This is a genomic window from Burkholderia sp. BCC0398 (assembly GCF_902833245.1).
Taxonomy (GTDB): Bacteria; Pseudomonadota; Gammaproteobacteria; order Burkholderiales; family Burkholderiaceae; genus Burkholderia; species Burkholderia sola.
Window position 1 is genome coordinate 23,989 of record NZ_CADFEM010000017.1, and the last position, 26,613, is coordinate 50,601.

Below are 26,613 nucleotides of genomic sequence, written 5' to 3' on the forward strand. Positions count from 1 at the left end.
TGCATCGCTAGCCGATCGGCGACACCGCGATCGCGATACCGACGACGAGCCACTGCACGACCGCGACGAGCACGGCGGCCCGGCACAGCCCGACCGCGCCGCGCACGCGCGCGTCGAGCGTGCGCCCGGCCTTCGTCGTATCGATCCAGCCCAGATCGGCGAGCGCGCGGTCGAGCGCCGCCAGCCCGGCATCGACCGACCCGTCGCCGTCCACCGCCCGCGCCAGCGCGGCAAACAGCCGCCGATCGATCTCGACGCGCACCGCGTACCACAGCGCCGCAATCCCCGATCCGGTGCTGACGACGGCCAGCAGCACGCGGGCAAGCGTCGCCGGCGGCCAGCCCGCCGCGAGCCATCCGCCCGCGCCGGCCGCGGCCAGCGCGACCGCAATCGCCCACGCACCCGCATCGAGCGCGCCGCGCGCGGCGGCGATCCTGAACGGGCCGGACGGATCGCGCATCACACGCGCCCCGCATCGCGACGGCGATCGATCCACTGCTGCAGCACGGCCACGCCGTCATCCGACCACACCGCGCGCGGCCGGACCGCGCGCACCGAGGCCAGCGCGTCGCGCGCATCCGTCAGCCCGCGCCGCGCCGCGAGCCACGCGGCCGCGCACAGCACGCTGCGTCCGTAGCCGAGCGCGCAGCAGACCAGCACGTCGCGCCCGTCGCCGTGCAGCCGATCGAGCGCCGCGACGGCCTGCGCGAGCTGCGCCGCCGTCGGCGCGACGAGGTCGAGCTGAGGCACGCACGCATACGCGAGCGACGCATCGGCCGCCGCCCAGCGCGGCATCTCGGCGGTCAGGTCGACCAGCGCGGTGAAGCCGTGGCGCCGGATCTCGCGCGTCGTCGGCGTCCGGCCGATCGACACGCGCTCGTCGATCCGCACCGGCGCCGGCTGCCGGAACGTCCACAGCCGCGAATTGACGAACGCGCCGGCGATCGTCGGCGCGAGCAGCCAGCCCATGAAGACCGGAAACCGCCCGTCCGCATCCTTCTGGAACGCGCCGGGCGCGCCGCGCCGGTACGCCCATGCGACGCAGGCGAGCGCCAGCGCGACCCACCCTGCCGCCAGCGCCCAGCCCGGCGCGCGCGCCACGCACGCCAGCGCCGCGAGCGCGACCAGCGCGGCGCCTAACGCATAGCGGCGCGCGAGCGCGCGACCGGCGGCGGACGGCGACGCATCGGCGCCCGGCAAGCGGCCTGCGGCATCGCGCAGCGGAAACAGGAACAGCGCGAGACAGCCGACGGCCGCCCCGGTCGGCACGTCGATCGCATGATGCTGATAAGTCGTCAGCACCGACACGCCGATCGCCGCGAACCACAGATGCAGCACGACGCGCGCGAACGTGCCACGCAGGTGCTTCGCATAGACGGCCCACAGCACGACGAGCAACCCGATATGCAGCGACGGCGCCTGGTTGAACGGCTTGTCGAAGCCCATCAGCAGCGTGAACAGCGCGCCGGCCACGCCGCCCGCGTCGGGCCGCTCGAAGCCGAAGCGCAGCGGCCACGCGACGAAGCACGCGACCGACACCAGTTGCACGGTCAGCAGCCGCTTCACGTGATCGAGCAGATCGTCGCGGCGCGTCCAGAAGAAGAACGACAGCGCATACAGCAGGTCGATCGACCAGTAAGGCACGATCGTCCACGGCACGAACGGGATCGCATGCTCCCAGCCGAACGCGAACGTCGGCACCGCGGCGCGGCGCGCGGCGAGCCAGTTCGCGAAGCCGTACGTCGAGAAGAACACGGCGCCCATCGCCGCGAGCCAGCACAAGCGCAGCGCGAACGACGCGTCGCGCGCGCCGGCTGCCGGCTCGGCCAGACCGCCGCTCGCGTCCGCATCCACACCCGCGCCGCCGCCGAGCGCGCTCATGACGCGTCGACCCGCTGCGCAAGGCTGACCGTGAAGATGCCCATCTCGTCGATGCGCTGGTCGAGCTTGCGGAAACCCGCCCGCGCAACGAGCTCGTCCATTTCGGCTTGCGAACGACGGCGCATCACCCAGGTCGACTCGCCGCGGTGATTGTTCAGCGCGCGCGCGATGAATTCGAGCTGCGGATGCCACGGCTGCCCCGTATAGACGAGATAGCCGCCCGGCGGCACGGCCTGCGCGAGCCCGCGCAGCGAGCGCTCGATCAGCGCGTTCTCGCCGAACAGCTCGTACAGGCCCGACACGATCGCCAGCGTCGGCCGCGGCTCGAGCGTCGCGAGCGACGCCTCGTCGAACGCATCGCCGCGCTCGAAGCGCGCGATCGGCTCGAGGCCGCGCTGCGCGATCAGCACGCGGCCGGCCTCGACGTTCGGCGGGCTGTAGTCGCGCAGCGTGATGTCGTCGGGCGCCGCGCCGTCGCGCTCGGCGGCCATCGCGATCGCGTCGAGCACGTAGCGCCCGTGGCCGGCCGCGATGTCGACGATCCGCACCGGCGTGCCGTTCCCGCGCAGGCGGCCGATCGCCGTGCCGATCAGTTCCTGCAGATGCACCTTGCGCTGGCGGATGCCGACCCAGCCCGGCGAATCGAGATACGTGCGGTCGATCAGCGCGCCGATGCCGAACCGCCCCTGCGCGCGATTGCGGTACACGTAGTCGAGCGTCGAGCCCGAATCGAAGCCGAGCCGCAACCCGAGCGCGATGCCGTCGGACAGCGCGCCGCCGGCTTTCAGGCCGGCGCGCGTGAGCGCCCAGTACGTCCGCGCGAACACGTTGGCCGGCGGCCGGCCGAGCGCCGCGTATTCGTCGTGGAACGCGCCGCGGCGGTCGGCATCGGCGAGCGACACGCGCGGGCTCGGCGCATCGAACTCGCGCAGCACGAACGCACGCAGCGGCGCGAGCGCCTGCGCGCGGTCGCGCTCGCCGAGCGTGTCGTGGTAGAAGCCCGGCAGCACGATGCGCTCCTTGCGCGCCGAGCCGAGCCGCTCGAAGAAACGGTCCTGCGGGCCGCGATGCACGACCCAGTCGGCGCCCGAGATCAGCAACTGGGTCGGCACGGTGATCGCGGCCGCGTCGGCGACGATCCGCTGCGCGGTATCGTGCAGGTCGAGCAGCATGTTGACCGCGATCGGCCGCGTGATCAGCGGATCGGACGCGTAGCTCGCGATCCGCTCGGGGTCGTGCGTGAGGAATGTCGGCTTCACGTAGCTGTTCACGTAGAACAGCCCGCGCAGCTTGTGCATCAGCCTCAGCCCTGGCCGCGCGAACGGTACGTAGAGCTTGATGTGGAAGGCCGGCGACGCGACGACGAGCGCGCGGATCGGCGGCGCGTAATCGTGCGCCCAGGTCGCCGCGAGCACCGCGCCGACGCTCTGGCCAATCACCGCGATATCCTCGATCGCGATGCCGTGCGTGTCGCGGATATGCTCGACGAAGGTCTGCAGGTCGCGCACCGACGCGGCCGCGCTCGGGCTGTAGCCGCGCGCGCCCGGCGAGCGGCCGTGGCCGCGTGCGTCCCACGCAAAAAACGCGAAATCCGGCAGGTCGAGCTCGTCGACGAGGTGCGCGACGCGCGCCGAGTGTTCGTGGCCGCGATGCAGCAGCACGATCGCGCCGCGGCAGCGCGGGCCCGTCGCGGGCCAGTGGCGATAGAACAGCGTTGCGCCGTCGTGCGTGATGAAGTCGGCCTCACGGGCCGTGCGTGCGTTCATGCGATCTCTCTCGTTTCGTTATTCGAATCATGTGGCGCCGCCCTCCGGCGCGGCCCGTCAGCGGCCCGCTTCGGCGACGCCGGCCTGCACGCGCCGCACCGCCGTCACGATCGACAGCACGATCAACAGCCGCCACAGCCACGCGGCGACACCGCCGACCGGGAAGCCGAGGCCGATCCACAGCGCGAACGCGCCGAGGGCCAGCGCCCGGTCGCTCTTGCCGAACGGGCCGTCGTAGCGGCGCGTCGCGCCGACGAGCGGGCCGATCAGCCCCGCGCATTCGACGATCACCGCCGTCAGCGCGAACAGCCAGACGTCCGCCGGCGCGAACGCGGGAATCGCGAGGAACGGCAGCACGAGCGCGACGTCGGACACGATGTCGCCCAGCTCGTTCAGGTACGCGCCGAGCGTGCTCTTCTGCCCGTGCTCGCGCGCGAGCATCCCGTCGATCGCGTTGAGCGCCATCCGCGCGAACAGCCACAGCGGAATCAGCAGGAACAGCGCGCGGGCGAATACGCCGAGCCCGGCGAGCGCGCCGACGACGATCGAGCCGCCGGCCGCGAACAGCGTGACCTGGTTGGCCGTGACGCCGCGTTCGGCCAGCGAATTCGCGAACGGGCGCAGACGGTTCTGGAATTTGGGTTTGAGTGCGTAGAGGCTCATCGTTTCGTATTCGTATTATTCGCGCGGCACGGTTGGATGCGTTTCCCGCCGCCATGCCCCGGGCGGCGAAACGGCCGTCGTCGGCCTGGATTGAACGGCCCCCATCGTCGCCGAGCCGCCCCGATGCGTCAAGCAGGCGGCCCGGCCGGCCCGCGTGGCGCCAATCTGGCGTTTTTCGGCGAAACTCGCGATAATCCGCTGGCCCGATCGCCGCGAGATCCATTCGAACTGCAGACGGGCACTCGTGCAACAGCCGATTATCACGCCGCCGACCGGCGCATTCGCCGCGACGCGACCGCGTGCGACGGCGAATCGTCCGATTATCGCGGACCTGCGACAGGCAGCCACGAACTTTGAAAAAATTTAAACAAGAGCCGTTCGGCGCGCATCCTGCCGCGCCGGCATTCCGGGGTTCCGTCCGCCGCGCGTGCGCGGCGGGCCGGGCATGCACGCAGGAGGCCGCGCGCCGATGAACATCCTTAACGTCTGGCAGCGCGACTTCCTGCTGTCCATCGTGCGGCTCGTCGCCGGCGCGTATCCGGTCTGGCATCAGGCGCCGCCGTCCCCGACGCAGAAGATCTATTTCTCGAACCACACGAGCCACATCGACACGCTCGCGATCCTCGCCGCGCTGCCGCGCGACGTGCGCGCGGTCGTGCGGCCGGTCGCCGCGCGCGACTACTGGGACAGCAGCGACCTGAAGCGCCACATCGCGCAGAAGCTGCTGAACGTCGTGCTGATCGACCGTCATCGCGAATCGGGCGGCGATCCGCTCGACCCGGTGCGCGATGCGCTGCGGCAGGGTCATTCGATCATCATCTTCCCGGAAGGCACGCGCGGCGCCGACGTGCTGCCGCAGCCGTTCAAGAGCGGGCTGTTCCATCTCGCGACCGAGTTCCCGGACGTCGCGCTCGCGCCCGTCTATCTCGAGAACCTGCAGCGCATCATGCCGAAGGGCGCGATCTGGCCCGTGCCGCTGATCTGCAAGGTGCATTTCGGCGCGAACGAAGCGCTCGGCGCCCAGGAAGACAAGCCGACATTCCTCGCCCGCATGCGCGACGCGGTCATCGCGCTCGCGCCGCCGCAGCGGCCGGCCGGCTGAACGCGGCGCGCCCCTTCCCCCTTTTCAGGATACCAACCATGCGAACCCTCTTCTGGGAACTGGTCGCGGGCGTCACGGGCGTGCTCGTCGTCGCGACCGTGATCGGCGCGATCCTCGGCGCGCGCAGCGGCGGCACGAGCGCGACCATCGTCAACCTGAACCAGCGCATCCGCGCATGGTGGGCGATGATCGCGATCATGGCCGTCGCGATCGGCCTCGGCAACAACGTCACGTACCTGGTATTCGCGCTGCTGTCGTACCTGACGCTGCGCGAGTTCATCACGCTCACGCCGACCACCGCGAGCGACCATACGACGCTCTTCATCGCGTTCTTCGTCGCGATCCCCGTGCAGTACCTGCTGCTCGGCATCAACTGGTACGGGATGTACTCGATCTTCGTGCCCGTGCACCTGTTCTTCGCGATGTCGCTCGTGTCGGCGCTCACGCAGGACACGCGCGAATTCCTGAGCCGCAACGCGAAGATCAACTGGGCGCTGATGGTGTGCGTGTACGGGCTGAGCCATGCGCCGGCCGTGCTGATCCTCGACATTCCGCGCTACGCGGGGCAGAACGCGCTGCTGCTGTTCTTCTTCCTGTTCGTCGTGCAGATCAGCGACGTGCTGCAGTACGTGGTCGGCAAGCTGTTCGGACGCCGCAAGATCGCGCCGCAGCTGTCGCCGTCGAAGACGATCGAGGGGTTCATCGGCGGCGGCCTGCTCGCCACGCTGTGCGGCGCGTCGCTGTATCGCGTGACGCCGTTCAGCTTCGGCGCGGCGTTCGGGATCTCGCTCGCGATCGTGATCGCGGGCTTCGTCGGCGGGCTCGTGCTGTCGGCCGTCAAGCGCTCGCTCGGCACGAAGGACTGGGGCTCGATGATCGCCGGCCACGGCGGGATGCTCGATCGCGTCGATTCGATCTGCTTCGCCGCGCCGGTGTTCTTCCACCTGGTGCGCTACCTGTACGTGTGATGCGCGGGCGGCGCCATGCCGCCCGTTCCCGCGCGGCGGATCAGTATCCGTCGCGCAGCGCCTTCGGCACGACGTAGCGGCCGCGCGCGGCGTCGAACTTCACCGTGTAGCGTGCGTGGATCGCCTTGTCGCCGCGCGTGCCCGTTTCCGTGACCGTCAGCGGGTAGACGTCGCCCGAGCCGGTCGTGTCCGGCGCGATCTCGAAGCGGCGTTCCTCGCAACGCGCGCGAGCATGCGCGCATTCCGTCGACTCGGCATTGTCGAGCGCCTCGTCGATGCGCGCCGCCGCATGCACCAGCGCGTTGCCGTACGGCAGCCAGATCGAACGAAAGCGTTGCGTGTAGCCCTGCCGCGTATCGCTTTCGCCGATCACGAACCCGAACAGGTGCGGCCCGAGCCGCTCGATGCGCACCGTGCCCGGTTCGCCGCGCTCGCCCGATGCGATCTCCGTTTTCTTCGCGACCGGCTCGAGCGTCCTGCCGTCCGGCGAAGGCTTCAGCACGTACAGGTCGATCGCGCCCGGCGTCGCATCCGAATCCATGCCCGGCATCCCGTTCTGCACCGCCGCGTCGGTCTCGCCGCACATCGCGAGCAGCATGCGCGGGCCGTCCGCGGTCGCCACGCGCAGCACGCCGCACGGCGAATGGATGAAATCGCCCTCTTCCGCCTGCCAGCCCTTGCGGTCCGCACGCCAGTCGCCGTACGTGTCGTGGATGAAGGTTTTCAGTTGACGGTCGGGTTGGGCCGGCTCGGCGGCATGAACGGGCGACAGCGCGGCGAGCGCCGTGAGTGCCGTGAACGTGCCAAGGGTGACGAGCGGCTTCAGACGTCGGTTCCGGTTCTGAATGGTCATGACGAAATCGGTTCGGATTTGTGTGTGGCGGATTGTTGCAGACTCGACGGATCAAGGTTGCCGCGGCGCGATGCCGGTGCCGTCCGGCTTCAGCCGCGCGGTGCGCACCCACCCTTCGGCGATGCCGCGTGTACGCGGATTCAGGTAGACGACCGACGTGAAGCGGCCGTACTCGGTCCGCGCATCGACGTGGTCGTGCTCGACGATGAACAGCCCGTCGATCCTGCATGCATCGTCCGGTGCGGAAAAGAACGGCAGCCGCCCGTTGCCGATGACGACGCGCCCTGCATCGCTGCCCATCACGTAATCTCCTTGCGTCTGAGCACGGCGGTTCAGCGCATCGCAATCGACGGCACTGTGTACCGGCGCGACCGATACCGCGCACGTCGACACGAAACGCGACAGCGCGCCCCGGTCGATCTTCAGCACGTCCGGCCGGTCGGGATCGCGTGTGACGTCGAGCACCTGCATCGTCCGCGTATCGAGCATCACCCAGCCGACCGTCGCTTCGCGATTCGGCGTGCCCGGATGGTCGGGCGTCGTGAACAGGCGGATCCGGTAGACGTCGCCGTTGCGCTCGTCCACCGCGGCATGGATGTCGCGCCGGGCGAACGCGGTCTGCTGCAGCGCAGGTACGATCAGTGCCGTCAGTCGTTCGTTGCACGACGCCGTCGGCGCGGCGGCGGCGGTGGCCTGCACGACCAGCGCACCCACACACGCGAGCGCGACGCGCACGGCGAGGGCCGCGCGCCGGCTGCGCCACCCGGTCTCGCCATTCACGCCGGTCGGCGTTACGATCTTGTTGTTCACTTCAGGCTCCGTTCGGTACGCGCGGGAATCGACCCGCGAGGCCGTAGCGTACACGCATGCGCGACGGACCTCATCCACCGACACCGCCCATGAAACTGAAGCTCGACATCGTCCAGCTCGCCGGCCGCGACGCCTGCGTCACGCCGGCTCGGGCACCTCGATCGCCAGCAGCGCCGAACTGACCGACTTGCCGTGCGCGTCGAGCGCGAGCGAGCGCGTCACCCCGCCGCCGAGCGCATCGCGCAGCACGAAGTTGAACGCGCCGAGCGCCGGCAACTCGTAGCGCACGACGTCGCCGTGCACGATGCCCGCGAGCCATCTCTTCACCGCTTGCGCATCCAGATGCGTGCGCAGATGGTCGTAATGACGCGGATCGCGGCAGATGACCGACACGTTCAGCGTATTGCCCTTGTCACCGGTGCGCGCATGCGCGAGTTCACGCAGTTGCATCAGGCCTCCACGAATGAAAACGACGGCGTCACGGCCGCGCGCGGCAGCAGCACCGACTGCACCGCGATCACCTCGCGCGTCGACTTGAACGCGCCGCCGCCGCCGGCCGGCCCGTTCGTATAGAGCGTCTCGACTTCGTTGCCGATCCGCGCGGCTTCGGCGGCGTTCGCCGCGCGGCCGGCCACCCGCACGCGCACCTCGGCCGGCTCGCCGCGCACGGCCGGCGTCGCGTCGCCATACAGCGCGTCGACGCCGATCACGTCGAAGCGCAGCTCGCTCGCCGCGATGCCGGTCAGCGCGAGCCGCTCGCGCACGATGTCGAGCGCGAGACGCGCACGCGCGAGCGCGCCCGGTCCGCCGTACGAGATCTGGCCTTCGCCGATCCAGCCGTCGACATACGCGACCGATACCTTCAGCGTATCGGGCCGCGCGGTGCCGCGCCCGCCCGTCACGCGCACGCGATCGGCCGCTTCCTCGGCGACCGCCACGCGCGTGAAATCCGCCACGACGTCCGGCTGCAGATACCGCGCCGGGTCGTGAATCTCGTAGAGCAGCTGTTCCTTGCAGCTCGCCGCGCTCACGCGGCCGCCCGCGTGCGGCACCTTCGTGATCACGACCGTGCCGTCGGCCGCGACCTCGCCGATCGGGAAGCCGAGCCGCGCCAGATTCGGCACGTCCTTGTAGCCGGGATCGGCGAAATAGCCGCCCGTCACCTGCCCCGCGCATTCGAGCAGATGGCCGACGACGGTCGCCGCCCCCAGCGCGTCCCAGTCGTCCATCCGCCAGCCGAACGCATGGATCAGCGGCGCGGCGAACAGCGACGGATCGGCGACGCGACCGGTCATCACGACGTCCGCGCCGGCCGCGAGCGCGTCGACGATCGGCGCGGCGCCGAGATACGCGTTCGCGGACACGATGCGGTCGCGATACGCGGCGACGTCGTCGCCCGATTCCTCGAAGCGGAACGCGCCGCGCAGCACGACGTCGAGCACGTCGTCGCCTTCGACCGCCGCGACTTTCAGCCCCGCGATGCCGAGCGACTGCGCGATCTGCGCGGTACGCCGCGCGGCCGCGCGCGGGTTCGCCGCGCCCATGTTCGACACGATGCGCACGCGCTTCGCCGCCGCAATCGGCAGCACCGCGTGCATCCGCGCGTCGAGCAGCGGATCGTAGCCGAGCGCCGGATCCTTGCGGCGCGCCTGCTGCGCAATCGCGATCGTGCGCTCGGCCAGGCATTCGAAGACCAGATAGTCGAGCCGCCCGTGTTCGGCCAGCTCGACCGCGGGCTCGATCCGGTCGCCCGAGTAGCCGGCGCCCGCGCCGATGCGCACGCGCCGTTCGTGTGATGGCTTTGCTGTCATGTCCGTACCGTCGTCCGGCGAGCGCATCGCCGGCAAATATCAAAAAACGCCGAGCACGACGCACGCGATCGTCATCACGATCGACGCGCCGAACAGCAGCGGAAACGTGAATTTCTGATGCTCGGCCAGCTCGATTCCGCACAGCCCGACGACGAGAAACGTCGCTGGCGTGAGCGGGCTGACCGGAAAGCCCGTCGTCATCTGGCCGAGCAGCGCCGCCTGTCCGACCTGCACCGCCGGCACGCCGAGCTGGCCGGCCACTTCCGCGATCACGGGCAGCACGCCGAAGTAGAACGAATCGGGATCGAACAGCATGCTGAGCGGCATCGACGCGAGGCCGAGCGCGACCGGGATATGGCCTGCCATCGACGGCGGCACGAAGCCGACCGCCGCCTGCGCCATCGCCTTCAGCATCCCGCTGCCCTGCATGATCCCCGTGAACACGCCGGCCGCGAGCAGGATGCCGGCCATCATCAGCGCGGCGCGCGCATGCGCGTCGATGCGCTTGCGTTGCATGTCGACGTCCGGGTAGTTCACCATCAGCGCGATGCACAGCCCGACCATGAACATGATCGCGGGCGGGATCTTCTCGCCCATCACGACCATCGTGCCGAGCACGACGAGCGTCAGCACGAGGTTGAACCAGAACAGGTGCGGCCGGCGCAGCGCCTGCTCGTCGGGCGTCAGTTCGCGCCGGGGCAGCGGGATCGACGCATCGTCGCGCGACAGGCCGAGCCGCTTCTCCTCGCGCCGCCCGAGCCAGTACGCGACGCCGAACACGAACACGAGCCCGATCGCCTGCACCGGAATCAGCGGATTGAACAGCGCCGACACCGGCAGGTGCAGCGACGCCGACGCGCGGATCATCGGCCCCGTCCACGGCAGGAAGTTGATGCCCGCGGCCATCGACACCGCGGCGGCCAGCACGCGCCGGTCCATCTTCAGCCGGTCGTACAGCGGCAGCACGGCCGGAATCGTCACGAGGAAGCAGACGGCGCCCGAGCCGTCGAGGTGGATCAGCAGCGCGAGCAGCGTCGTACCCATCACGATGCGTGTCGGCCGCGTGCCGACCGCGCGCAGGATCCGGTCGATGATCGGGTCGAGCGTGCCGGCGTCGGTGATCGTCCCGAAATAGAGGATCGCGAACACGAACATCCCGACGACGGGCGCGAGCCCCTTCAGCCCGTCGATGACGAACTTGCTGGTGTGCAGCCCGAAGCCGCCGATCAGCGACGCGGCGATCGGCACGATGATCAGCGCGACGAGCGGCGACATCCGCTTCGACAGAATGGCGGCCAGCAGCACGACGATCGTGCCCAGCCCGAGTAACGGCAGCATCCGTGTCTCCTACCTTGTCTTTTGTTGGAGACGAGCGTAAGGTCGGCGCAGCGATAGCACAATTGAAATGATTTGATCGCAGCAATCACGAACCGTTATGGATCTGAATCTTCGCGACATTCGCGCGTTCGTCACCGTCGCGCACGCCGGCAACTTCACGCGCGCGGCCGCACGGCTGCACCTGTCGCAGCCGGCGCTGACCGTGCAGATCCGCCGGCTCGAGGACATCGTCGGCGCGCGCCTGTTCGACCGCAACAGCCGCAGCGTCGCGCTCACGCAGACCGGGCGCGAACTGCTGCCGCTGTTGCAGCGCTCGCTCGACGACATGGAGCGCGTGCTGCGCGATGCGCGTGCGCTCGGCGAAGGCGCGAGCGGCACGGTGCGGCTCGCGTGCCTGCCGACCTTCGCGTCGAGTGTGCTGCCGGAGCTGATCCAGTCGTTCCGGCGCGACGTGCCGCGCGCGGGCTTCGAGATCCGCGACGGCGTCGCGAGCCTCGTCACCGCGCTGGTGCGCAACGAGGATGCCGATCTCGGGCTGACCGGCGGCGATACGTTCGATGCGTCGCTGGAGGTGCTGTATGCGGGCGCCGACCGGCTCGTCGCCGTGTGCCCGCAGGATCATCCGCTCGCGCGCAAGCGCCGCGTCACCACCGCCGACGTCGCCGGCGTGCCGCTCGTGCTCACCGCGCAGGGCACGAGCGTGCGCAGCGTCGTCGATGCCGCGCTGGACGCGGCCGGCTGCACGCCCGACATCGCGTGCGAGCCGACCTACATGATGACGGCCGTCGCGATGGTGCGCGGCGGCCTCGGCGTGACGATCCTGCCCGCGACCGCCCGCGAGGTGCGCGCCGAGCCCGAACTGGTCGCGAAGCCGATCGACGATCCCGCGTTCGTGCGGCCGATCGCGCTCGTCGCGAAGCGCGGGCGCACGCTGCCGCGCGTCGCGCAGGCGTTCGTCGACCTCATGCTGGCGGAATTGAAAAAGCGCGCATGAAGCGCGCCCGATTCGGGAAAGGGCGTGCGGCGCTTACTGCGCGTCCGGATCGACGTACAGCGATTCGCCGATCGCGTAGAAATTGCCGCCCGCGATGTAGTGCAGGCTGCGCAACGCGGGATCGGCCGATTCGAAATACCAGTGGCCGTCGCGAAACACGCGCGTGTCCGACCATGCGCCGATCACCTCGCCGATGAACAGGTCGTAGGTCTGCTGGTTGTGCGGTTCCGGAATCAGCCGGCACGCGAGCCAGCCCGAGCAGCCGGCGACGAACGGCAAGTCGTGACCGTCGACGTCGAACAGCGTGACGCCCGCTTCGCGCAGCTTGTCGGGCCGCTGCGCGAGGCTGTGGCTGCCGACCGCATGCGTGAGCTGCAATTGCGCGGCCGTCGGCACCTGGATCACGAACGTGCCGCTGCGCTCGACGAGCTCGCGCGTCTTCGCGGATTTGTCGAGCACGACCGTCAGCTTCGGCGGCAGGAAATCGAGCGCGCACGCCCACGCGGCGGCCATCACGTTGTCGACGCCGTCGTGGCGGGCCGACACGAGCACGGTCGGGCCGTGATTGAGCAGACGGTAGGCCTTGTTCAGCGCCACCGGCGCGATGTGACTGTCCATACGGGTTCCTTGGAGAACGGCGCGCACGGACGGATGCCGTGCGGCGCGGCGCCGGCCGTCGCACCTGCGCGCGGCCGGGCTGAAGGCCGCATTCTCGCACCCAACGTCAATCGGCGCTGGCGCCCCGGCCGGTCACTTCGCGAACAGCTGGCCGATGTCGCGGAACGCCTTGAATTCGAGCGCATTGCCGCACGGATCGAACAGGAACATCGTCGCCTGTTCGCCGACCTGCCCCTGGAACCGCACGTACGGCTCGATCACGAAAGTCACGCCGAACCCGCGCAGCCGCTCGGCCAGCGCTTCCCAGCTCGCCCAGTCGAGCACGGTCCCGAAATGCGGCACCGGTACGTCGTGACCGTCGACCGCATTCGTATGCGCGCCTTCCTGCGACGCGGTTTTCGGATGCTCGTGGATCACGAGCTGATGCCCGTAAAAGTTGAAGTCGACCCACTGCGCACTCGAACGCCCCTCTTCCAGCCCGAACACGCGGCCGTAGAAATCGCGCGCGGCCGGCAGGTCGTAGACGGGAATCGCCAGGTGAAACGGGGAAAGACTCATGATGGATGATGGCCTCGTGAAGAAACGCTCGCGTGGCGCGAGGACGGCACCATGGTAGACAACGCCGAGCAAAAATTAAATCAATATAAAATTGGCTGATTCACAAACGGAATTGATGAATGATCCGCGAACTGAAAACCCTCGTCGCCGTCGCCCGCGAAGGCACCTTTGCCGCGGCCGGCAACCGTATCGGGCTCACGCAGGCGGCCGTCAGCGCACAGATGCAGCGCCTCGAAGCCGAGCTCGGCTTCGCGCTGTTCGACCGGCAAGGGCGATCGGCGCGGCTCAACGAGCGGGGCCATCACGTGCTCGACCAGGCGCAGGCGCTGATCGGCCTGTACGAGAACCTGAGCTCGGCCGCGCCCGGCTCGCCCGCCGCCGTGCGCGTGACGATCGGCGCGATCGCATCGGTGCAGAGCGCGCTGCTGCCGGCTGCGCTGGCCGATTTCCATCGCCGCCATCCCGGGTGCCGCACGCGCGTGATACCCGGGCTGTCGATCGAGCTGGTCAACCGCGTCGACGCGGGCGAAATCGACATGGCCGCGATCATCCGGCCGCCTTTTGCGCTGCAGAGCGACCTGCACTGGACCACGCTCGCACAGGAACCGTTCCGGCTGATCGTGCCGCGCGGCGTGAAGGGCAAGGACTGGGCCGCGCTGCTCGCGAACGAACCGTTCGTGCGCTACGACCGCGCGTCGTTCGGCGGCCGCCAGGTCGACCGCTTTCTGCGCAAGATGCACATCGCGGTGCGCGACACCTGTGAACTCGACGAGCTCGACGCGATCGTCAAGCTGGTCGAGAACGGCGTCGGCGTCGCGATCGTGCCGCAGACCGCCGTGTATCGCCGCTGGCCGGCCGGCGTGCGCGCGATCGACCTCGGGCATCACACGTTTCATCGCGACATCGGGCTCGTGCATCGTGCGCGGCGCACGATGTCGGAGCCCGCGCAAGCGCTGGCGCAACTGATCGAGGCGGCGTCGCGGCGGCGCGCGGGCGCGAGCGTTTCGTAGTCCATCGTCACGCCTTTCTCGTACGCGAAGATCGCGGCGTTGTCGGGTTGACCGTACACGGTCGCGATCGTGATCGCGCCGAGCCCCGGCTTGCCACGGCTCATCGGCGCCTGCTTGCCGTACGCGTTCGTCGTGCCGGCCGGCAGCCCGGCCGCGATCGGATGCGGCGCGTTGACGAGCCAAGGCGAGTTCGCGGCCCGAGTTTCAACGTGCGGCGGCTACGACGCACCGACAGGCCGTCACCGCTCACGCGCGACGCACATTTATCACATTCATTTCAGCGCAGCCGATTCAATTCGTTAAATAACGATTTGACGGATCGAAAACAATATCGAGATCGCGGTAGTTCACCCGCAAATCACGCCGAATTATCACGACACGCGCAAAGCCCACTGAAAAACCGGTGGAATGGCAGCCCATTGATACGCGCTTATCAATAATCCTGATCCCTCAACGGTGAATTCCGAGAAACATCCCTGTCTACATCAGGCCACAACGAAGCATTCCATTTTTGCCGTTTCAGTGCGGCTCTGTAGTCTCCTGCCATTCCGGATCACGAACCCACCCATGCGCACAGGAGATAAAATGAAACGCACGGCCCTCTCGATGATTGCCCTCGCGTCGTTCGCGGCGACGTCCGTCGCGCATGCGCAGTCGAGCGTCACGCTGTATGGCGTGATCGACACGTCGATCACCTATGTGAACCACGCCCAAGGCAAGGACAACGCGTGGATGCTCGGCAACAGCAGCGCGGGCAATCTCGCCGGCAGCCGCTGGGGCGTGAAAGGCACCGAGGATCTCGGCGGCGGGCTCAAGGCGCTGTTCCAGTTGGAGAACGGCTTCGACCCGAGCAACGGCCGGCAAGGCCAGGGCGGCCGCCTGTTCGGCCGTCAGGCCTTCGTCGGCCTGACGAGCGACCGCTACGGCACGCTCACGTTCGGCCGCCAGTACGACCCGCTCGTCGACCTCGTGCAGGGCATCACCGCCGACAACTATCTGGGCAGCGCGTTCGCGACGCCGGGCGACGTCGACAACTACGACAACAGCTTCCGCGTCGACAACGCGGTCAAGTACACGTCGGCCGTCTATGCGGGCCTGCAGTTCGCCGCGATGTATTCGTTCGGCGGCATCGCCGGCAGCACCGGCGCCGCGCAGTCTTACTCGGCCGCCGTGTCGTACAACAACGGGCCGTTCAGCGTCGCGGGCGGCTACTTCCACGCGACCAACAGCCCCGCGTCGAACGGCGTGCGCAACGGCTGGACCAGCTCGTCGGACGGCACGTTCGACGGCCCGATCAACAGCGGCTATGCGAGCGCGCACGCGTTCGGCATCGCACGCATCGCGGGCCAGTACGTCGCCGGCCCGTTCACGTTCGGCGTCGGCTACAGCAACGCGCAGTACCGCCGCGACGCAAGCTCCGTGTTCGGTTCGAACGAGCACTACAACACGGGGCAAGGCTTCGTGAACTACCAGGCGACGAACGCGCTGCTCGTCGGCGTCGGCTACAGCTACACGCGCTCGGGCGGCGACACGTCGGCGACCTATCACCAGGTATCGGCCGGCGCCGACTACAACCTGTCCAAGCGCACCGACGTCTACCTGACCGCCGCGTACCAGCACGCGAGCGGCCAGACCGGCGACGGCAACGGCGGCTCGATGGCCGCACAGGCGTCGATCGGTTCGTACGGTTACGCGGGCACGAGTTCGCAGACGATGGTCAACCTCGGGCTGCGCCACCGTTTCTGACGGCGATACCGGCGGATGGCTTGCCGTGCGCCGCGCGGCAGGCCGAATTCGCATTGCGCAGACGGCGGCTTCGCCACCGATTTTTTATCGTTTCCTTTCGCTCCGCCAATCGCTGCCGGGGAATTTTCCCTTTCGCTCCGCTTATCGCCAGCTTCGCCGCTCGAGTGACGTAATACGTCAGCTTTCGGGTCGTCGCCATCGCACCTGCATTCGCACCAATCTCGGCCATTTTTACCGATCCCGCAGCACGTGGGCCCGTGATCCGGCGTGATAAAAATGCGCGGCGCACGCACGGGCAAATGCAAAGGAAAGTTTGACGCGAGCCATTTGCCCGCCTGCTATGGCACACTTCGCGTCTGCGTAATTTCCTTGCACCGGGCGGTCGGATTCCGCCCCATCCTGCCATGTCGCGTCATACCACTCGCCCGCTCAGCCGCCACACGCTGACCCTCGCCTCGATGATCGCGCTCTCGTACGCGCTCTGTGGCGTCGCGCGGGCCGATTGCCTGGACGACGCGGCCGCGTTCCAGCACGTGAGCGTCGCGCTGATGCGCGGCATCGCGCAGGTCGAGTCGGGGATGAATCCGAACGCGGTGAACACGAATACCAACGGCACGGTCGACATCGGGCTGATGCAGATCAACAGCACGTGGCTGCCGACGCTCGCGCGCGAAGGGATCACGCGGGAAAGCCTGTTCGATGCCTGCACGAACGCGTATGTCGGCGCGTGGATCCTGTCGCAGAACATCCGCCAGCTCGGCCCCAACTGGAACGCGATCGGCGCGTACAACTCCGCATCGCCCGACAAGCGCCTCGCGTATGCGCGCAAGGTCTATGATGCAATCCGGACCATGCCGGATTCGCCGGATACTCCCATGCCCATCCTTCCACCGTCCTTTAAGCCGCCGCAACAGGCACAGACGTACAACCCGTTCGCGAGCCTGAGCGTGTCGGCGCCGCCCGTCACGCGCGCCCGCACGATCTCGCCGGGCTCGCCGCCTGCGGCGCCGCAGGGCGGCCCCGCCGGCCCGGCCGGCACGTACAACTTCGGCTGGACGGTCACCGGCGCCGACCAGGCCAAGCCGACCCAGGTGTTCGACGACGGCGCGCGGGTCTACGTGCAGTTCAGCGACATGAAGCACGTGCCGGCGATCTTCACCGAGACGTCGGCCGGGCGCGTGCTGATGTCGTGGGAGCTGCAGTTTCCGTATGCCGTCGTGACGCGTCCCGCGCAAACGTTGATCTTCCAGCTCGGGCCGTTCGAAGCGCGGGCGCAGCGCAGTGCGGCGGCCGCGGGCATGACCGCGCAGGCGGGGACGGCGACGGCCGGGGCATCGGCCTCGGCATCGAAGAAGTCGGCCGGAACCGCAATGAACGCGGCGACGAACACGGCGGCCAATACGCCAGCGAAACGCACCGCGTCGGCCGATGCGTTGTGGTACGTGAATACGCCGTCGACGTCGGGCACGGCGACGGCCTCGCCGTCGACCGCGAATATTCCCGCCACGCTGCCGACGGCCATCACGTCGAACACGCCGCCGCCCGCGCCGGCTCAGGCACCGGCCGCTCAGCCGTCGCGCGCCAGCGCGGACGCGCTGTGGTACATCTCGAAGTGACGCACGTCCGAACGCATGCGCATCGCGGCGATTATTTCCGTGCGGTCGTGGGCAGTTCGCGCGCGGCCGTGCCGCGCTTCGTGAAATACGCGCGCAGATAGCGCGACGTCGACGACGCCGGTGGCGGAATCGTCACACCGCCGTCACCCGCGCCGCACCCAGATCACTTTCCCGTCGCGAATGCCGAGATTGCGGCGCTCCTCCCGGTAATCCATCGTACCCGGCAACGACTTGCCGTCGCGCTCGAGCACGCGCCACAGGCAGCCGTCGAGCAGCGCGCTCGCATCGGCCTCGTTCTTGCCGACCAGCGCTTCGTCCGGCGCGGCGTCCGCCTTGCATGCCTGCGCGGCGCCCGGCTGCAACGGGGCCCTGGCCGCGCCACCGGCGGTGGCGTTGCGGTGCTTCGTGTCCATGTCCGCACATCCTGTAAAGGTTGCGCCCGCAACGAGTGCAACGAGCATCGCGATCGTGTTCTTCATCGGTTTCTCCGTGTCGTGGCCCGGCGGTCGATGTGCGGCATTCGTGCACGACCGGGCATCGCATGCGTGATCGGTTCCGCACGCTGCCGGCCGTTTCCTGCGGGAGCCGGCCCGCGCATGGCGGCCTTTTGCGACCCGGCCGAGCCGCGTCGGCGCCGCCGCGTCGGAGGCCGGCCTGACGCCGAACCCGCCCGCATGTTACCGCACGCGGTTCGCGGCGACGGCGCGACGCCGACGCATCGTGGGCGCGCCGCGCGCGCCGGCCCGCGTCGGCAATCCGCTCAGAACTTGTACGTCACGCCCGCGATGCCGTAGTAGTTGCTGCGCGACTGCACGATCGGGCTGTCGCCCGCGCGGCCGAGCAGCCGCGTCACGCCACCGGTCGCGAGCACCGACCAATGCCGCGACAGCGTCCAGTTCCATGCAACCGCCATCGACGCGCTGTCGATCCCGCCGCTCGCCGAATACGGCCGGAACCGGCTGGTCATCGACTGTGCATCGGTCACGCCGTAGAAGGTCTGCATGTAGCGGCCCGAACCCGCGTGCACGGTGCCCGTCACGATGATCTCGTGCTGCGACGTCTTGAGCACCGGCACCGCGAGATCCACGTGCCCCGACACGCCGCGCGACGTATGCGTCACCGGCGTATCGATCGTGACGCTCAGCTCCGCCGTGTCGAAGAGCGTCACGCCGGCGCGCACGCCGACGAGCACCGAGCCCGGAATCCGGCCCATGCCTTTCAGGTAGTCGGAGCCCGGCAGGTCGAAGCGGTTCTCGTCCGCGCGGCCCGCGTCGTAGTTCACCGCCGCCGACACGAACGCCCCGTGCGGCAGGTCCAGCCGGTAGCCCGCGCCCTGCGTGCTGTCGACGAAGAAGCCATTGCCGAACGTGGCGGAGAACGACGGCGCAACCACGCCGCGATACTGCTTGCTGCCCGGGTAGCGCGGTGCGACGCCGCCGCCGAGCGACAACGAATACTGGTTTTCCGCGTGGGCGGCGGCGGCGAGGGTCAGGCCGGCGAGCGGCATGCAATAGCGGTAGCGGCGAAGGGATGGGCGCACAATATTGAGATATGAGTGACGAAGCCCGCAGTCTAGGTGCCGCCCCGCACCGAGACTGTCCTGAATGTGCGGCAAATGTGTGCCCAATTGTGTTCGATTGTTCGCGATTGTCGCCCCGCTGCCCCGGCGGTCGATCCGCCGGATAGAATTCGCGTGCCGCGCCGCGCATCGGTCTGCCGGGTGCGAGATGGCGCGTGCGTCCGAGGAAACCATGAACGAAGTTCCACTCAAATACCGCGTGCTGCTGATCGAGGACGACGACCGCCTCGCGCAGCTCGTGCGCGAATACCTCGACGGCTATGAATTCGCGGTGACGGTCGTGCGGCGCGGCGACCTTGCCGTCGCGGCAGTGCGCGAGCACCAGCCGGCCCTCGTGATACTCGATCTGATGCTGCCGAATCTCGACGGCATGGAGGTTTGCCGGCGCATCCGCGCGTTCACCAACGTCCCCGTGCTGATCCTGACCGCGCGGGCGGACGTGTACGACCAGGTCGCCGGGCTCGAGACGGGCGCCGACGATTACGTCACCAAGCCGATCGAGCCGCGCGTGCTCGTCGCGCGCGCCCGCGCGCTGTTGCGCCGCGCGCAGCCGGCCGCGGCGGAAGCGCCCGCGGCCGCGCCCGACGCGCTCGTATTCGGCGAGCTCGCCATTTCGCCGCCGAACCGCACCGTCACGTGGCGCGGCGAGCCGGTCGAACTGAAAACCGCCGAATTCAATCTGCTGCTGATCCTCGCGCGCGCGGCCGGCACCGTGCTGAGCCGCGACGACATCCTGAAGCAGTTGCGCGGGATCGAATTCGACGGACTCGACCGCTCGGTCGATTCAGGCATCTCGAAGCTGCGCCGCCGCTTCGAGGATGCGTCATCGGAGCCGCACAAGATCAAGACGATCTGGGGTCGCGGCTACCTCTTCAGCCCTTCTGCGTGGGACGAATAAATGCTGCGCCCGTTGCTTCGGTTGTACCTCGTCGTGATCCTGTTCGTCGGCGCGTCGATCATGTTCATCCAGCTGTCGTTCGACCGGATCTTCTACGAGCGCGGCGCGCAGGCGCAACGCGACTCGCTGACGACCTATTCGTTCGTGCTGAACGACTACCTCGAACGCCATCCTGGCGCGCAGCGCGAGCTCGCACTGCGCGAACTCGCGCTGCATGGCCGCGAAGGGTTCGGCTTCATGTCGATGGCCGACGCACGCGCGCAACTGAGCGGCGCGCCGCTGCGCGATCTCGATGCCGGCCGGATCGCGATCAGCTACAACGGCAAGGATTACTACATGCCGCTCGCGGACGGTTCGGTGCTGCATGCGCGCCCGATCGAAGCGCCGGATCTCGACATCCGCATCTATGCGTACATGCTGCTCGCGCTCGCGACGCTGTTCGCGGTGGTGCTGTGGATTCACTATCACTGGCGCGACATTCGCCGGCTGCAGGACGCCGCGCGCGCGTTCGGCGCCGGGATGCTGTCGACACGCGTGAAGGTGTCGGGCAAGTCGAACATCTACGAGCTGTCGCAGCAGTTCAACGACATGGCCGCACGCATCGAGGCGTCGATCAAGCAGCAGCGCGAAATGATGCACGGCATCTCGCATGAACTGAAAACGCCGCTCGCCCGGCTGGAGTTCGGGCTCGCGCTGCTCGCCGACGCGGACGAAACGGGCCGGATGCGCGAGCGCCGCGACGCGCTGCGGCGCGACGTGCGCGAACTCGACGAGCTCGTCACCGAGCTGCTGACGATCGGCCGGCTCGAACAGGGGGCAAGCGAGCTCGCGCCGATGGAGGTCGTCGTCGACGCGCTGATCGACAGCGTCGCCGGCAACGTCGCGGACGACATCGCCGATCGCGGCATCGCGCTCGACGTGTCGACGCTCGACGCGCCCGCGGCCCACGTCTGCGATCCGAAGCTCGTCGCCCGCGCGCTGCTGAACCTGATCCGCAACGGCGCGCGCTATGCGTCGCGCAAGGTCGTGCTGGCCGCCGCCCGCGACCGCTCCGGCGCGCTCGTGCTGAGCGTCGACGACGATGGCCCCGGCATTCCGCCCGCCGAGCGCGCCCGCGTGTTCGAGCCGTTCCAGCGACTCGACTCGAGCCGCGACCGGCAGACCGGCGGCTTCGGGCTCGGGCTCGCGATCGTGCGGCGCGTCGCGCAGGTGCACGGCGGCGACGTGCGGCTCGAGGATTCGCCGCTCGGCGGCGCGCGCTTCGTGATCACGCTGCCCGTGCGCGCGCTGCCCGACAGCCTCTTCGACGTCGCGCAGCACGTCGCGAACCGGCACGCCGATACGCGCCGCCGCGGCGGCATGACTAGCGTCGTCCCGCTTTGATGAAACGGGCGGCGGGCCCCGCCCGCCGTCGCCGGCCGCGCGTCGTCAGCGCCGGCGCAGCAGCGCGACGAAGAACAGGCTGCCGAACAGCGCGGTCACGATGCCGATCGGCAGATCCTCCGGCGCCGCGAGCGTGCGCGCGGCGACATCGGCCCACACGAGCAGGATCGCGCCCGTCAGCGCGGCGACCGGCAGCAGCCGGCCGTGCTCGGCGCCGACCACGCGACGGCACAGATGCGGCGTCACGAGCCCGACGAACCCGATCGCGCCGCTGACCGCGACCATCGCGCCCGTCGCGAACGACGCGACGACGAACACCTCGCGTCGCATCCGCGCGCTCGGCACGCCGAGCGACGCGGCGGCGACGTCGCCCGACATCAGCGCATTCAGTTCGCGCCGGCGCGCATGGAGCGCGCAGCCGGCAAGCACCGCGCACACGGCCGGCACCGGCAGCAGATCCCAGCGCGCGAGCCCGACGCCGCCGAGCATCCAGAACAGCACCGACGACGCGGCGCGCTGATCGCCGAGATACAGCAGCAGGTTGCCGAACGCGGCCATCATGAACGACACCGACACGCCCGCGAGCAGCAGCCGGTCCGATTCGAGCCGGCCGCTCCGGTAAGCGAGCGCGACCACGCATGCGGTCGCCGCAAGCGCGCCCGCGAACGCGGCGGCCGACAGCGTGAACGGGCCGAACGCGGCGCCGGCCACCACCGTGACCGCGATCGCGCCGAGCATCGCGCCCGCGCTCACGCCGAGCAGGTGCGGATCGGCCAGGCGGTTCGCGGTTGCCGCCTGCAACGCGACGCCGACCGCCGCCAGCGTCGCGCCGACGATCGCGGCCAGCAGCGCACGCGGCATCCGGATCAGCCACACGATGCTGTCGTCGCCCGCGGCCGCCGCGAACGCATCGCCGCCGCCGACCGCCGACGCGACGTGCGCGGCGACGATCCGCACCGCGGCCGGCATCGCGATCGGCGCGGGGCCGAACGCGGCCGATGCGACGATCGACACGATCAGCAGCGCGGCCAGTCCCGGCAGCACCACGCGCATGCCGGGCCGCGCCGCCTGCCCGCGCACGCTCATCGTGCCGCTGCCGCGAATGCGGCCGGATACAGCGCGCGGGCGAGTGTCTCGACGGCCGCGACGTTCTCGGGGCCCGGCGTCGCCGCATCGTACGGAATCACGACGAAGCGCCGGTCGCGGATCGCGGCCACGCGCGCGAGCGCCGGCTGGCTCGACAGGAACTGCCGCTTCTGCGCGGCCGTGACCGCCGAATAGTCGACGATCACGATCACCTGCGGATCGCGCGCGACCACGCTTTCCCAGCTCACCTGCGTCCAGCTGCGCGGCAGGTCGTCCATCACGTTGCGCGCGCCCGCCGCCGCGAGCAGCGCGGTCGGCATCGCGAGGCCGCCCGCCGTCATCGGCTTGTCGGTGCCGCTGTCGTACACGAACACGCGCAGCGGCGCCGGGCGCCCGATCGCGCGCGACACCGCCGCCAGCCGCGCGCGCATCCCGGCGACGACCTGCGCGGCGCGCGCATCGACGCCGAAGATCCGGCCGAGATTGGTCAGGTCGCGGAACACGTCGTCGAACGACGCGGCCGACTGCTTCATCACGTGCGAACACGATTCGGTCAGTTCGTACGTGCGGATGCCGAACGGCGCGAGCGTCGCCGGCGTCACCGGCCCGCCGACGTGCATCCCGTAGTTCCAGCCCGCGAGATAGAAGTCGGCGCGCGCGGCGGCCAGCACTTCCAGCGACGGATACTGGCTCGCCAGTTCGGGCACGCCGCGCAATGCGTCGCGCACGCGCGCGGTGCCCGTCTTCCAGCCGCCGATGCCCGTATAGCCGACGAGCCGGTCTTTCAGGCCGAGCGCGAGCATCATCTCGGTGAGGTTCACGTCGTTGCTGACCGCGCGCGTCGGCGCGCGTTCGAACGTCACGTCGCGATCGCAACTGCGCACGGTGACGGGATAGGCGAGCGCGTGAACGGCCGCGCCGCCGAACACGGCGGCGGCGACCAGGCGGCGGACGACGGAGGACAGATCAGCAAATGGCATGGCGGTCATTCCGGATGAAGCGGCGTGATGCGCGGGCGGCCCGTGACGGGATGGCGATCGACGAGCGCGGCGACGCCGAACACGTCGCGCAGCAGCGCTTCGGTCAGCACGTCGTCCGGCGCGCCGGACGCGACGACGCGGCCGTGCGCGAGCACATGAAGCCGGTCGCAATATGCGGCCGCGAGATTGAGATCGTGAATCGTCGCGAGCGTCGCGATGCCGAGGCGGCGCACGCGCGCGAGCAGTTCGAGCTGGTGACGCAGGTCGAGATGGTTGGTCGGTTCGTCGAGCAGCAACAGTTCGGGCTGTTGCGCGAGCGCACGCGCCAGCAACGCACGCTGTTTCTCGCCGCCCGACAGCGATGCGAAGCGCTGTGCGCGACGCTCGACGAGGCCGACATCGTGCAGCGCGGCTTCGACGATCCGGCGATCGTCGGCCGACTCCGCATCGAACGGCCGCTTGTGCGGCGTGCGGCCCATGCCGACCAGTTCGTCGACGGTCAACCCGAAATCGTCAGGCGTTTCCTGCTGCAGCACCGCGATGCGCTGCGCGACCGCGCGCGGCCGCATCCGCCACACGTCCTGCGCATCGAGCGCGACGCGGCCGGCGTCGGGCCGCGCGTAGCGGAACACGCAGCGCAGCAGGCTCGTCTTGCCGCTGCCGTTCGGGCCGACCAGCCCGACGAATTCGCCTTCGGCCACCGTCAGCGTCACCGAATCGAGCACGTCCACCGCGCCGCCGGGAGACCAGCTCACGCGTTCGATGTCGAGCATGTGGGTGATGGAGCGCACTTCGTCTCGCCCTAGAAGCGCATCGTCGCGACGAGCTCCGCCGAGCGCGACGGGCCGAGCAGCCATTGTTCGCCGCCGTTCGACGTCGTCACCGCGTACGTGCGGTTCGCGAGATTGCGCAGATACAGCGCGAGCTCGGTGCGCGACGTCGGCTGCCAGCGCAGCGACGCATCGAACACCGTGTACGACGGCACCTGCACGCGATTCGCGTCGTCGCCGTACGTCGCGCCGACGTAGCGCACGCCCGCATTCGCGTGCCAGCGCTCGGCGAACGCCCAGCCGAGCCACAGGTTTGCCGTCTGTTGCGGCACGCCGGACGGCACGTTGCCGGCCCGCGACACCGTCGCGCCGCCGACCGTCTGGTTGAAGGCGTCGTAGCGTGCGCGCAGCAGCGCGACGTTCGCATCGATCGTCCAGCCGTGCGGCAGCCGCGCGCCGCCGGTCAGCTCGACGCCGCGCGACGACTGCCGGCCGACCTGCTGGCGCAGCGCCGGATTGAACGGGTCGGCGCTGAGCAGGTTGCGCTTCGTGATGTCGTATACCGCGAACGTCCAGTACGCGCGACCGTCGAGCAGCGTCTGCTTGAGCCCGGCCTCCCACTGTTCGCCGGTCGCGAGCCGGTAGCCCGCCTGCGACGCGGACAGCGTCACGAGCGAGCCGACGCCCTCCGCGCCCGTCGTGTACTGCGCATACGCGCTGAACGTCGGCGCGATGTCGAACACGAAACCGGTGCGCCAGCCGACGTTCGCGAACCGCTTGTCGAAACCCGCGCCGGTCGCCGCCTGCTCGCGGCTGAACGCGATGTGGTCGTAGCGCAGACCGCTCACCCACGCGAGCCGCGGCAGCACGTCGAGCCGGTTCTCCGCGAATACCGCCACCTGCCGCGCGCGCGTGCTGAACTGCGGCACGGTCGGGTCGGGGCTCGTGAACATACCGGGATCGAAGCCGTGCGCCGGTACCGTCGTTTCGCCGCCGTACGGCGAATTGTTGATGCCGCTGAACGTGATCCGGCTGAATTCCGTGCCGACGACGAAACGGTTCGCGCGACCGAACAGCATCCCGTCGATGCGCGCGCTCAGTCGATCGCCGATCTGCCGCTGATGGTGGCCGATGTCGAGATAGTCGCCGCGCGTGACACGCCCCGTCGCCGCGTCGAGCGCATACGATTCCGCGTTGCGCCAGTGGCGGTTCGACGTCAGGTAGTAGAGCTGATTGTCGATCGTCACGCCGGACGCGGGCCGGTAGCGCGCCGACAGGCGCGTCCACTGGTCGTAGTACGAAATCGTCGCGTCGCCGACCGTGTAGTTCAGCTTGCGCAGCGACGAATCGAGCACGCCGTTCGGCGCGGGCACGCCATAGTACGTCGCGGGCATCTGGCGCCCGTAGTCGTAGTCGAGCGTCAGCGTGAGTCGTGGGCTCACGTCGAATGTCAGCGCGCCGCCGATGGCCGTCGTATGCGTATCGGCCCGCTCGGCGAGACCGTTCGCGCGCGCATCGCTCGCATAAAAACGGTACGACAGCCGCGGGCCGAGCGCGCCCGTCGTATCGAACGCGAAGCGCTTCGCGCCGTCGGGGCCGATGCCGGCCTGCAGCGTCGTCTCGCGCGTGCGCTGCGGCCGCTTCGGCACCACGTTTACGACCCCGCCGATCGCCCCTTCGCCGTACAACACCGATGCCGGGCCGCGCAACACCTCGATGCGCTCGACCGACCACGTGTCGAACGGAAACGTGCTCGTGCCGGCCGCCGGCATCAGCCGCACGCCGTCGAGCAGCGTCATCACCGATTCCTGCCCGCTGAAGCCGCGCACGCTCAACGCGGTGCCGCCGGTGCCCGGCGCGATCGCGCTCGCGAAGCCGGCGGTGCGCGTGACCGCATCGAGCACTGTGCGATCGCCGCGTGCGTCTATCGTATCGGCCGTGACGGCTTCGACGCTCGCGGGCGTGTCGAGGCTCGCGAGCCCGAGCCGCGAGCCGGTTTCGAGCGGTTGCGTCAGCGGGTCGGTCGGTGCGGACGAAGCCGTGACGTTGATCGCCGGCAGCGCGTGCCGGTCGTCCGGTGACGATGCAACGGCTTCGGCGGCCAGCGCGCCGGTGGTCGCGATCGCGCAGCCGACCAGGGTCGTGCAACTGCGTGCCGCGCGCGTGCGCCAGGCGCTCGCGTG

Annotated in this window: 26 protein-coding genes and 1 pseudogene; 9 read left to right on the top strand and 18 right to left on the bottom strand. The window is 69.5% G+C overall.

The window, feature by feature from the left end:
• Positions 1-7: 7 nt before the first annotated feature.
• From HWX76_RS29980 to HWX76_RS29995, 4 genes are read right to left on the bottom strand one after another with little or no spacing between them, the layout of a single operon-like run.
• A complete protein-coding gene (locus HWX76_RS29980; protein ID WP_124631963.1) occupies positions 8-460 on the bottom strand; it encodes a hypothetical protein in 453 nt (150 codons plus the stop codon).
• Positions 460-1,881 carry a phosphatase PAP2/dual specificity phosphatase family protein gene (locus HWX76_RS29985; RefSeq protein ID WP_124631964.1) on the bottom strand — a complete coding sequence of 474 codons (1,422 nt, stop codon included), beginning with the start codon at positions 1,879-1,881 and terminating at the stop codon, positions 460-462. The genes HWX76_RS29980 and HWX76_RS29985 overlap by 1 nt, the downstream gene beginning before the upstream one ends.
• The gene (locus HWX76_RS29990) at positions 1,878-3,647 is read right to left on the bottom strand and encodes a bifunctional alpha/beta hydrolase/class I SAM-dependent methyltransferase (protein WP_124631965.1); all 1,770 of its coding nucleotides are present in this window, start codon (positions 3,645-3,647) and stop codon (positions 1,878-1,880) included. The genes HWX76_RS29985 and HWX76_RS29990 overlap by 4 nt, the downstream gene beginning before the upstream one ends.
• A 57-nt stretch (positions 3,648-3,704) precedes the next feature.
• The gene (locus tag HWX76_RS29995; RefSeq protein ID WP_050018037.1) at positions 3,705-4,310 is read right to left on the bottom strand and encodes a CDP-alcohol phosphatidyltransferase family protein; all 606 of its coding nucleotides are present in this window, start codon (positions 4,308-4,310) and stop codon (positions 3,705-3,707) included.
• 123 nt (positions 4,311-4,433) lie between these two features.
• Here HWX76_RS29995 and HWX76_RS36825 point away from each other — a divergent pair, with 123 nt between their 5' ends.
• From HWX76_RS36825 to HWX76_RS30010, 3 genes are all read left to right on the top strand, one after another.
• Positions 4,434-4,667: a hypothetical protein gene (locus HWX76_RS36825; RefSeq protein ID WP_235356322.1), complete on the top strand. Its 234-nt coding sequence runs from the start codon at positions 4,434-4,436 to the stop codon at positions 4,665-4,667.
• Between the two features lie 112 nt (positions 4,668-4,779).
• Positions 4,780-5,412, top strand: a complete 633-nt coding sequence (locus tag HWX76_RS30005; RefSeq protein ID WP_006481857.1) for a lysophospholipid acyltransferase family protein — start codon at positions 4,780-4,782, stop codon at positions 5,410-5,412.
• Positions 5,413-5,450: 38 nt separating this feature from the next.
• Complete coding sequence (locus HWX76_RS30010) at positions 5,451-6,380, top strand: phosphatidate cytidylyltransferase (RefSeq protein WP_050018036.1); 930 nt, start codon at positions 5,451-5,453, stop codon at positions 6,378-6,380.
• Positions 6,381-6,420: 40 nt separating this feature from the next.
• On the opposite strand, the gene HWX76_RS30015 is transcribed toward HWX76_RS30010, so the two are convergent.
• The 5 genes from HWX76_RS30015 to HWX76_RS30035 form a co-directional block, all read right to left on the bottom strand.
• Positions 6,421-7,233, bottom strand: coding sequence for a topoisomerase IV (locus HWX76_RS30015; protein WP_124631967.1), 813 nt, complete (start codon positions 7,231-7,233; stop codon positions 6,421-6,423).
• Between the two features lie 51 nt (positions 7,234-7,284).
• A complete protein-coding gene (locus HWX76_RS30020; protein ID WP_244138035.1) occupies positions 7,285-8,043 on the bottom strand; it encodes a hypothetical protein in 759 nt (252 codons plus the stop codon).
• 138 nt (positions 8,044-8,181) lie between these two features.
• Positions 8,182-8,493 (bottom strand): hypothetical protein, encoded by a 312-nt coding sequence (locus tag HWX76_RS30025; protein ID WP_050018256.1) that lies wholly within the window; start codon positions 8,491-8,493, stop codon positions 8,182-8,184.
• Positions 8,493-9,854, bottom strand: a complete 1,362-nt coding sequence (locus HWX76_RS30030) for an acyclic terpene utilization AtuA family protein (RefSeq protein WP_089488637.1) — start codon at positions 9,852-9,854, stop codon at positions 8,493-8,495. The genes HWX76_RS30025 and HWX76_RS30030 overlap by 1 nt, the downstream gene beginning before the upstream one ends.
• A gap of 39 nt (positions 9,855-9,893) precedes the next feature.
• Positions 9,894-11,192 (bottom strand): citrate:proton symporter, encoded by a 1,299-nt coding sequence (locus HWX76_RS30035; protein WP_089488337.1) that lies wholly within the window; start codon positions 11,190-11,192, stop codon positions 9,894-9,896.
• A 97-nt stretch (positions 11,193-11,289) separates the two neighbouring features.
• Between HWX76_RS30035 and HWX76_RS30040 the strand changes: the two genes are divergently transcribed.
• Complete coding sequence (locus HWX76_RS30040) at positions 11,290-12,186, top strand: LysR family transcriptional regulator (protein WP_050018258.1); 897 nt, start codon at positions 11,290-11,292, stop codon at positions 12,184-12,186.
• A 33-nt stretch (positions 12,187-12,219) separates the two neighbouring features.
• Here the strand turns inward: HWX76_RS30040 and HWX76_RS30045 are convergent, their stop codons facing one another.
• Positions 12,220-12,804: a flavin reductase family protein gene (locus HWX76_RS30045; protein ID WP_176016775.1), complete on the bottom strand. Its 585-nt coding sequence runs from the start codon at positions 12,802-12,804 to the stop codon at positions 12,220-12,222.
• A 132-nt stretch (positions 12,805-12,936) separates the two neighbouring features.
• The gene (locus tag HWX76_RS30050) at positions 12,937-13,362 is read right to left on the bottom strand and encodes a VOC family protein (RefSeq protein WP_176016776.1); all 426 of its coding nucleotides are present in this window, start codon (positions 13,360-13,362) and stop codon (positions 12,937-12,939) included.
• A gap of 119 nt (positions 13,363-13,481) precedes the next feature.
• Between HWX76_RS30050 and HWX76_RS30055 the strand changes: the two genes are divergently transcribed.
• The gene (locus tag HWX76_RS30055) at positions 13,482-14,372 is read left to right on the top strand and encodes a LysR family transcriptional regulator (protein WP_050018260.1); all 891 of its coding nucleotides are present in this window, start codon (positions 13,482-13,484) and stop codon (positions 14,370-14,372) included.
• On the opposite strand, the pseudogene HWX76_RS36830 reads toward HWX76_RS30055, so the two are convergent.
• Positions 14,345-14,554: pseudogene (locus HWX76_RS36830) on the bottom strand (hypothetical protein); the annotation flags it as partial. The gene HWX76_RS30055 and the pseudogene HWX76_RS36830 sit on opposite strands and share 28 nt — an antisense overlap.
• A 403-nt stretch (positions 14,555-14,957) precedes the next feature.
• Between HWX76_RS36830 and HWX76_RS30060 the strand changes: the two are divergent.
• Both HWX76_RS30060 and HWX76_RS30065 read left to right on the top strand, forming a co-directional pair.
• The gene (locus HWX76_RS30060; RefSeq protein WP_176016777.1) at positions 14,958-16,118 is read left to right on the top strand and encodes a porin; all 1,161 of its coding nucleotides are present in this window, start codon (positions 14,958-14,960) and stop codon (positions 16,116-16,118) included.
• 404 nt (positions 16,119-16,522) lie between these two features.
• Positions 16,523-17,734, top strand: a complete 1,212-nt coding sequence (locus HWX76_RS30065; protein ID WP_176016778.1) for a transglycosylase SLT domain-containing protein — start codon at positions 16,523-16,525, stop codon at positions 17,732-17,734.
• Positions 17,735-17,877: 143 nt separating this feature from the next.
• Here the strand turns inward: HWX76_RS30065 and HWX76_RS30070 are convergent, their stop codons facing one another.
• On the bottom strand, positions 17,878-18,213 hold the full coding sequence (locus HWX76_RS30070; RefSeq protein WP_050013741.1) for a hypothetical protein: 336 nt from the start codon (positions 18,211-18,213) through the stop codon (positions 17,878-17,880).
• Between the two features lie 281 nt (positions 18,214-18,494).
• Positions 18,495-19,241, bottom strand: coding sequence for a MipA/OmpV family protein (locus HWX76_RS30075; RefSeq protein WP_050013740.1), 747 nt, complete (start codon positions 19,239-19,241; stop codon positions 18,495-18,497).
• 244 nt (positions 19,242-19,485) lie between these two features.
• On the opposite strand from HWX76_RS30075, the gene HWX76_RS30080 reads away from it, so the two are divergent.
• Together HWX76_RS30080 and HWX76_RS30085 are read left to right on the top strand one after the other, a co-directional pair.
• Positions 19,486-20,211 (top strand): response regulator, encoded by a 726-nt coding sequence (locus HWX76_RS30080; RefSeq protein WP_089488636.1) that lies wholly within the window; start codon positions 19,486-19,488, stop codon positions 20,209-20,211.
• A complete protein-coding gene (locus tag HWX76_RS30085; protein ID WP_050013738.1) occupies positions 20,212-21,594 on the top strand; it encodes an ATP-binding protein in 1,383 nt (460 codons plus the stop codon). It abuts the gene before it with no gap.
• A 45-nt stretch (positions 21,595-21,639) separates the two neighbouring features.
• On the opposite strand, the gene HWX76_RS30090 is transcribed toward HWX76_RS30085, so the two are convergent.
• From HWX76_RS30090 to HWX76_RS30105, 4 genes are read right to left on the bottom strand one after another with little or no spacing between them, the layout of a single operon-like run.
• Entirely contained in the window at positions 21,640-22,680 is a 1,041-nt protein-coding gene (locus HWX76_RS30090) for an iron ABC transporter permease (RefSeq protein ID WP_176016779.1), read from the bottom strand.
• On the bottom strand, positions 22,677-23,669 hold the full coding sequence (locus HWX76_RS30095) for an ABC transporter substrate-binding protein (protein ID WP_124595122.1): 993 nt from the start codon (positions 23,667-23,669) through the stop codon (positions 22,677-22,679). The genes HWX76_RS30090 and HWX76_RS30095 overlap by 4 nt, the downstream gene beginning before the upstream one ends.
• The gene (locus HWX76_RS30100) at positions 23,666-24,442 is read right to left on the bottom strand and encodes an ABC transporter ATP-binding protein (protein ID WP_050013788.1); all 777 of its coding nucleotides are present in this window, start codon (positions 24,440-24,442) and stop codon (positions 23,666-23,668) included. The genes HWX76_RS30095 and HWX76_RS30100 overlap by 4 nt, the downstream gene beginning before the upstream one ends.
• 20 nt (positions 24,443-24,462) lie before the next feature.
• Positions 24,463-26,553 (bottom strand): TonB-dependent siderophore receptor, encoded by a 2,091-nt coding sequence (locus HWX76_RS30105; RefSeq protein ID WP_176016833.1) that lies wholly within the window; start codon positions 26,551-26,553, stop codon positions 24,463-24,465.
• Between the last annotated feature and the right edge of the window lie 60 nt (positions 26,554-26,613).

Coding starts and splice junctions, on each gene's coding strand:
- HWX76_RS29980 (WP_124631963.1), bottom strand. CDS start 460: ATGCGCGATCCGTCCGGCCCGTTCAGGATCGCCGCCGCGCGCGGCGCG.
- HWX76_RS29985 (WP_124631964.1), bottom strand. CDS start 1,881: ATGAGCGCGCTCGGCGGCGGCGCGGGTGTGGATGCGGACGCGAGCGGC.
- HWX76_RS29990 (WP_124631965.1), bottom strand. CDS start 3,647: ATGAACGCACGCACGGCCCGTGAGGCCGACTTCATCACGCACGACGGC.
- HWX76_RS29995 (WP_050018037.1), bottom strand. CDS start 4,310: ATGAGCCTCTACGCACTCAAACCCAAATTCCAGAACCGTCTGCGCCCG.
- HWX76_RS36825 (WP_235356322.1), top strand. CDS start 4,434: ATGCGTCAAGCAGGCGGCCCGGCCGGCCCGCGTGGCGCCAATCTGGCG.
- HWX76_RS30005 (WP_006481857.1), top strand. CDS start 4,780: ATGAACATCCTTAACGTCTGGCAGCGCGACTTCCTGCTGTCCATCGTG.
- HWX76_RS30010 (WP_050018036.1), top strand. CDS start 5,451: ATGCGAACCCTCTTCTGGGAACTGGTCGCGGGCGTCACGGGCGTGCTC.
- HWX76_RS30015 (WP_124631967.1), bottom strand. CDS start 7,233: ATGACCATTCAGAACCGGAACCGACGTCTGAAGCCGCTCGTCACCCTT.
- HWX76_RS30025 (WP_050018256.1), bottom strand. CDS start 8,493: ATGCAACTGCGTGAACTCGCGCATGCGCGCACCGGTGACAAGGGCAAT.
- HWX76_RS30030 (WP_089488637.1), bottom strand. CDS start 9,854: ATGACAGCAAAGCCATCACACGAACGGCGCGTGCGCATCGGCGCGGGC.
- HWX76_RS30035 (WP_089488337.1), bottom strand. CDS start 11,192: ATGCTGCCGTTACTCGGGCTGGGCACGATCGTCGTGCTGCTGGCCGCC.
- HWX76_RS30040 (WP_050018258.1), top strand. CDS start 11,290: ATGGATCTGAATCTTCGCGACATTCGCGCGTTCGTCACCGTCGCGCAC.
- HWX76_RS30045 (WP_176016775.1), bottom strand. CDS start 12,804: ATGGACAGTCACATCGCGCCGGTGGCGCTGAACAAGGCCTACCGTCTG.
- HWX76_RS30050 (WP_176016776.1), bottom strand. CDS start 13,362: ATGAGTCTTTCCCCGTTTCACCTGGCGATTCCCGTCTACGACCTGCCG.
- HWX76_RS30055 (WP_050018260.1), top strand. CDS start 13,482: ATGATCCGCGAACTGAAAACCCTCGTCGCCGTCGCCCGCGAAGGCACC.
- HWX76_RS30060 (WP_176016777.1), top strand. CDS start 14,958: ATGAAACGCACGGCCCTCTCGATGATTGCCCTCGCGTCGTTCGCGGCG.
- HWX76_RS30065 (WP_176016778.1), top strand. CDS start 16,523: ATGTCGCGTCATACCACTCGCCCGCTCAGCCGCCACACGCTGACCCTC.
- HWX76_RS30070 (WP_050013741.1), bottom strand. CDS start 18,213: ATGAAGAACACGATCGCGATGCTCGTTGCACTCGTTGCGGGCGCAACC.
- HWX76_RS30075 (WP_050013740.1), bottom strand. CDS start 19,241: ATGCCGCTCGCCGGCCTGACCCTCGCCGCCGCCGCCCACGCGGAAAAC.
- HWX76_RS30080 (WP_089488636.1), top strand. CDS start 19,486: ATGAACGAAGTTCCACTCAAATACCGCGTGCTGCTGATCGAGGACGAC.
- HWX76_RS30085 (WP_050013738.1), top strand. CDS start 20,212: ATGCTGCGCCCGTTGCTTCGGTTGTACCTCGTCGTGATCCTGTTCGTC.
- HWX76_RS30090 (WP_176016779.1), bottom strand. CDS start 22,680: ATGAGCGTGCGCGGGCAGGCGGCGCGGCCCGGCATGCGCGTGGTGCTG.
- HWX76_RS30095 (WP_124595122.1), bottom strand. CDS start 23,669: ATGACCGCCATGCCATTTGCTGATCTGTCCTCCGTCGTCCGCCGCCTG.